Genomic DNA, 6,262 nt, shown 5'->3' on the forward strand with positions numbered 1-6,262 from the left:
TTTATCAGTTTGTGTTCGTAGGTCAAAAAAAAATTCTGCCATAGCCCTTTTTTAGACCATCGATTAAAGCGGTTATAAGCGGTTTTCCATGAACCTAGTTCGGTAGGTATGTCTCGCCATGGAGCACCTGTTCTTAGTTTCCAAAGTATGGCTTCCATTACGGTGCGGTCATTCTTCCATTGATGGCAACCGTGAGCCTTCATTGTTGTTTGTAGTTGTTCCCATATGTTGTCAGTTATTACTGTTCTCGCCATGGCTTGAGTTTCCCTATATTTTGTTGATATATAGGATTAAAATAAGGCTTTACTGTATTTTTCAAATTAGGGACACGCCCTAATAAATAGGAATAGATTTGAAATTCACCGAAGCCAAACTTGAGCAAGCTATTATTCAGTTACTCGCCAGCCAAGGCTATCCACACACGCCAGGTGGAGTGGTTGATAGCCAGCTTGGACGTGCCGTAGATGAGGTATTAATCGAGTCTGACTTACGTGAGTTTCTCGCCAACAGATATCAAGATCAACACATTACCGATTATGAGATTGGCTTAATCATTCATCGCATTAAGACCCTGCCAGCCTCCGACTTATACGACAGCAATAAAGCCATTATGAAGGACATGTCTAATGGCTTTTTGCTTAAGCGTGAAGACCACACCCAAAAAGATTTGTTTATTCAACTGATAGATTACGATGATATCAGTAATAACACTTTGCGAGTGGTTACTCAGCTAAACATTCAAGGCTATGAGCTACGTATTCCTGATGCTATTTTATACATCAACGGCTTGCCACTGGTGGTGTTTGAATTTAAGAGCGCCATACGTGAGGAAGCACCGCTATATGATGCCTACGTACAGCTCACCACCCGTTATACCCGTGATATCCCAGAGCTACTCAAATACAATGCTATTTGCGTCATTAGTGATGGGGCCAATACTAAGATGGGCTCACAGTTTGCTCCGTATGAGTTCTTTTACTCGTGGCGTAAAGTTACGGGTAATGAAACGTTAGAGACTGACGGCATTAGCTCGCTTATTACCATGATACAAGGTTTATTTAATCAGCAGCGTCTGTTTGATGTCCTACGCAACTTTATCTATATCCCTGACACCTCAACTAAAAAAGAAAAAATCATTTGTCGCTATCCGCAGTATTATGCGGCCACTAAGCTATTTCATAACAACAAAAAACACATCAAGCAATTTAATTCAGCTGGCGAGCTGATATCGGGTGACGGTAAAGGCGGTACCTACTTTGGTGCTACCGGCTGTGGTAAAAGCTTTACCATGTTGTTTTTAACCCGCCTACTAATGCGTGATGTTGAGCTGGGCAGCCCTACCATAATCTTAATTACCGACCGTACCGACCTAGACGATCAGCTATCTGGCCAATTCACCAATGCCAAAACCTTCATTGGTGATGAGAATATCATTAGTGTTGAGAGTCGAGCTGAGCTTAGAGAGCGTTTATCAGGTATCAAGAGTGGTGGCGTGTATCTTACAACCATTCATAAGTTTACTGAGGACACAGAGCTACTGACCGAGCGTACCAACGTCATTGTCTTATCTGATGAAGCGCACCGAAGCCAGCTTAACCTTGAGCAAAAGATTACCGTTACCGAAGACGGTGTCAAGAAGACTTACGGCTTTGCCAAATACCTACATGACTCATTACCTAATGCGACCTATGTGGGCTTTACCGGTACACCGGTAGATGCCACCCTTGATGTGTTCGGGCCTATTGTAGATAGCTATACCATGACTGAGTCTGTACATGATGAGATTACCGTACCTATCGTTTATGAAGGGCGTGCAGCTAAAGTGTTGCTAGACTCTCGCCAGCTAGAAGAGGTAGAGAAATATTATAAGCAGGCCGAGGACGCAGGCGCAAACGAATATCAGATAGAAAAAAGTAAGCAAACCATGGCCACCATGTCTACGGTACTGGGTGACCCTGATCGTATTCGTGCCATTGCTGAAGACTTTGTTGAGCATTACGAAACACGAGTGGCTGAGGGTACTACTCAAAAAGGTAAAGCCATGTTCGTTTGTAGCTCTCGTGAGAACGCCTTTAAGCTATATAAAGACATTATCGACATAAGACCCCAGTGGGCTGAAGTTAGGGCTTGTGAAGAAGGTAGTACGCTTACTGAGAACGAAAAAAAGACCATTAAACCCATTGAGCGAGTCAAGATGATTATGACTCGTAATAAAGATGACTCTCAAGAGCTTTGGGATTTACTCGGTACCAAAGAATACCGCAAAGAGCTAGATAGACAATTTAAAAACGGAAAATCAAACTTTAAGATAGCCATCGTGGTTGATATGTGGCTGACAGGCTTTGACGTACCGTTCTTAGATACCATTTATATTGATAAGCCTCTACAAAAGCACAATCTAATTCAGACCATCTCACGGGTAAACCGTAAGTTTGAAGGTAAAGAGCGCGGCCTAGTAGTAGATTATATCGGTATCAAAAAACACATGAACCTAGCCTTGGCTCAATATACAGAAGGTAAAGAGCAGAACCTAGAAGAGATTGCTCAATCTGTAGTTGTTGTTAAAGACCAGCTGAGTCTGCTTGATGCGATGTTCCATAACTTTGATAACTCAGGATATTTCTCAGGTAAACCTGTTGAACAGCTAGACTGCCTAAATGAATCGGCCAACTTTGTATTGGCTACAGAGAAATCTAAGCACTTCTTTATGGAGGTGGTTAAACGTCTAAAGTCTGCTTATGACATCTGTGTCGGTAGCGATGAGCTTACCCAGTCTCATAAGGATAAAATTCATTATTACCTAGCAGTACGTACCCTCATATTCAAAATAACCTCCGGTGACGCACCTGATGTAGAGCAGATGAATGAGAAGGTTCGTGAACTGGTTAAAGATGCCCTGCAAAGCGATGGTGTGGAAGAAATCTTTAAACTGGGTGCAGAGCATGGTCATGAGATTAGTATCTTTGATGATGATTATTTGGCTAAGATTGAGAATATCAAACAGCCCAATACCAAAATGGAGCTATTACAGCAGCTTCTAAAAAAAGCCATTGGTGAATTTAAAAAGACTAACAAGGTCAAAAGCATCGACTTTAGTAAGAAGATGAGCGCCATTGTGCAGAAATATAATGAGCGTGATGAAACCACGACCATGAATGCTAAAGTGATGAAAGAGTTTACCGACCAAATCATTGATATCATTTATCAGATGCGCGAGGAAGTGAACTCTTATCAAGGCATAGGTATTGATTACGAAGAAAAAGCTTTCTATGACATCTTATTAACGCTGGCTCACAAGTACGACTTTAGCTATCCAGAACATAAGCTGATTGACCTGTCCAAAGCGGTTAAAGATATGGTCGATGATAAGGCAAAGTACACTGACTGGAACAAGCGTAATGACATAAAGGCAGAGCTTGAGTTTGAGCTGATTGTATTACTGGATGAATGGGGCTATCCGCCTATTGATAGAGATGAGGTTTATAAGGAAATCTTCGATCAGGCTGAGCAGTTTAAGAAGAGTAGAGTAGGGAGTTAGAGCATGGCAGAACAACAAAATAATAATCATGCTGTTGTGCAATCTAATAGTAGTAACGCTCTGATTATTGCAAATAGTGGAAGCTTAATTGCGTTTACAGATTCTCTTCTTGACCTCTCAAGCTTAATTGATAACGAAGAGTGGATGGAGACTATCTGGAGATGGGCTGATGAGTTTGCTATTCCTGAAGCTAGCATTCCTCGTGATGCTCAGAGATTATTGAACTTAACTGAGTTAGATTTAACTGAGCTTGAGCTAATTGTAGAGAAAGATACAGAAGATGATTCTGAATATATAAGAGTTCATGGGTCTTTGCCAGTAGAGCTATCCTACCTAGTAAATCTAGAAAAATTAGTTGTTAAAGGGTTTAATGCTGAAGAGTTTTTAGAGAGTGTGGAAGCCTTGGTCAATCTTAAGGAACTCACTCTCAACTATAGCCTCGATTGTTTACCTGAGGGCATTGGAGAACTAACCAACTTAGTTAGTCTAGATTTATCAAATAATAATCTTGATAACTTGCCACAGAGCTTTTCCCAGTTAACCAATTTAAGTGTACTAGAGCTCGATGATAATAATTTCGAAGAACTTCCTCAGGTCTTGCTAAATATGATATCTCTTGAACATTTAAATTTATGTGAAAATAAATTGAATGGTATTCACGAGGGTATAAGCAATCTGAGTAACTTGGAAGCATTGCATTTGGCAAAAAATCAAATAACTAATTTGCCAAATGCCTTATTTGAGTTAGAAAATTTAAGTTCTCTCAACCTCACGAGCAATAATATTAAAGAGCTACCTGAAGAGTTAGGCAGACTGGTGAGATTAAAAGTTTTTAGTGTAGTAGATAATAATATTGAGGTTCTACCAGAGAGTATAGGTTCTCTTCAAAAATTAACAATACTTCTAGCTGATCTTAACAAAATAGTCGATCTTCCTAGCGGTTTATTTGAACTCCAGAAACTAAAAGTACTTTCTTTAGGGTTTAACAAACTCGAATCAATACCCAGTGGTATTGAAAAGCTTGTTAACTTAGAAACATTGGTGGTTCCTTATAATTGGTTAGTATATTTGCCTGATAGTATTGGTTATCTTACAAATCTGCGTAAGTTGGATTTAGAGCACACATCAATAGATAGGCTACCGAAAAGCATTAGAATGTTATCTAAGTTAGAAAGATTAAGTATTAAATCTAATCTTTTGAAGAAATTGCCAGCCAGCATAGGAGGATTATCAAGCCTTATTTATTTAGATGCTAGTGATAATGAAATTAAAGATATTAGTGAGAATATTGGGAGATTAACAAAACTGAAAGAGCTTAATATAGGCCGTAACAAATTGGACGACCTGCCCTTTACGTTTTATTCGTTAGATTGTTTAGAGAAATTATCTTTGAATGACAATAAAATTAGATATTTTCCTATGGAATTACTCGGTCTCACATCTTTAAAATATTTAGATTTGTCGGGTAATAAGTTAAATGAGGTTACTTATTGGATATCTGATTTAATTAACCTTGAAGAATTAGATTTACGTTATAACAAACTTACTTCACTACCAAGTACTATTAAGAAACTAAATAAGCTTAAGAAGATACATTTATATGGGAATAAAAGGTCACAAATCACCATAAAAAGGTTTTAAAGTAAAAAATTTGATATAGCAATGTGGGATAGAAAATATGCAGACGGAAGCAGTCTTTGAAGGTATTAGTAAACGCATTGAGAAAGAACTTAAAACAGCTAAAAGTAGCATATACATTGCTGTTGCCTGGTTCACTAATAGAAATTTATTTGATGTATTGCTAGAAAAAGCCCAAGACGGTATTCACGTACAGCTTATGCTCTCTAACGATCACATCAATACAAACTCTCATATTGATCATACACAACTAAGGATTAAAAACTCAGCTGCCTATCTTATTGGAGATGGTGATAGAGATCTGATGCATAATAAATTTTGTGTAATAGATGGATATACTGTAATAAATGGCTCGTACAACTGGAGTTATAAAGCTGAAAGAAACCATGAAAGTATTGTCATAACAAAAGGCGATACTTTCTTAGCAGAGCAGTTCATCGAACAGTTTAAAAAAATATGCAGTAACTATTACCATGAAGATGAATTAACAACACTAGAAATACCTATCCAGAAAATTGTTAAACGAGCTGAGATTCTAAAAAACTATATTATTTTAGAAGATGAAGACGATATTCGAAGAGAAAATGAAAAACTCAAAGAGTATAAGTCTAATGCAAGTATAAATAATATTACCCAAGCTATCGATAAAGGTAATTTTAGCCGAGCAGCTGAAATTATTGAAGAATTTGTTTCTAACAATAACTCATTAATTGTTTATGAAGATATAAATATAAGTGCATTAAAGTTAGAAATCTAACGTACTCCCCAATGTCTAGACCAAATTATCATAAAATTAAGATAGAATTGGGTTGATAAAACGATTCATTATCCGAACTATTGTTAGCCAGATAAACCTGTGCAGGAGTATGGTAATCGAGCGACTGATGTAAACGCTCATGATTGTAAAACTCGAAATACTCTTTCAAACCTGCTCTTGCCTGACTGACTGTCTCAAACTGTCGCAAATACACGCATTCATACTTCACTGACCGCCAAAGCCTTTCCACAAAGATATTATCCAGAGCCCTACCGCGACCATCCATACTGATAGCAATACCCTGCTCAATGAGCGGTCTGGTAAATCTT

General features: G+C 38.2%; 4 protein-coding genes and 1 pseudogene. 3 read left to right on the forward strand and 2 right to left on the reverse strand.

From position 1 onward, the window contains the following. A pseudogene (locus tag G561_RS14735) lies at window positions 1-254 on the reverse strand (transposase); the annotation flags it as partial. 98 nt (window positions 255-352) lie between these two features. Between G561_RS14735 and G561_RS0113005 the strand changes: the two are divergent. From G561_RS0113005 to G561_RS14745, 3 genes are read left to right on the forward strand one after another with little or no spacing between them, the layout of a single operon-like run. After that, complete coding sequence (locus tag G561_RS0113005; protein WP_028859932.1) at window positions 353-3,538, forward strand: type I restriction endonuclease subunit R; 3,186 nt, start codon at window positions 353-355, stop codon at window positions 3,536-3,538. Between the two features lie 3 nt (window positions 3,539-3,541). After that, complete coding sequence (locus G561_RS14740) at window positions 3,542-5,179, forward strand: leucine-rich repeat domain-containing protein (protein ID WP_028859933.1); 1,638 nt, start codon at window positions 3,542-3,544, stop codon at window positions 5,177-5,179. Window positions 5,180-5,216: 37 nt separating this feature from the next. Continuing rightward, a complete protein-coding gene (locus G561_RS14745) occupies window positions 5,217-5,933 on the forward strand; it encodes a phospholipase D-like domain-containing protein (RefSeq protein WP_037032523.1) in 717 nt (238 codons plus the stop codon). Between the two features lie 28 nt (window positions 5,934-5,961). Here G561_RS14745 and G561_RS14750 read toward each other — a convergent pair. Beyond that, window positions 5,962-6,262: integrase core domain-containing protein (locus tag G561_RS14750; protein WP_155954129.1), on the reverse strand; the 301-nt coding region annotated here is incomplete at its 5' end.

It is taken from the genome of Psychrobacter phenylpyruvicus DSM 7000 = NBRC 102152, assembly GCF_000685805.1.
Lineage (GTDB): Bacteria > Pseudomonadota > Gammaproteobacteria > Pseudomonadales > Moraxellaceae > Psychrobacter > Psychrobacter phenylpyruvicus.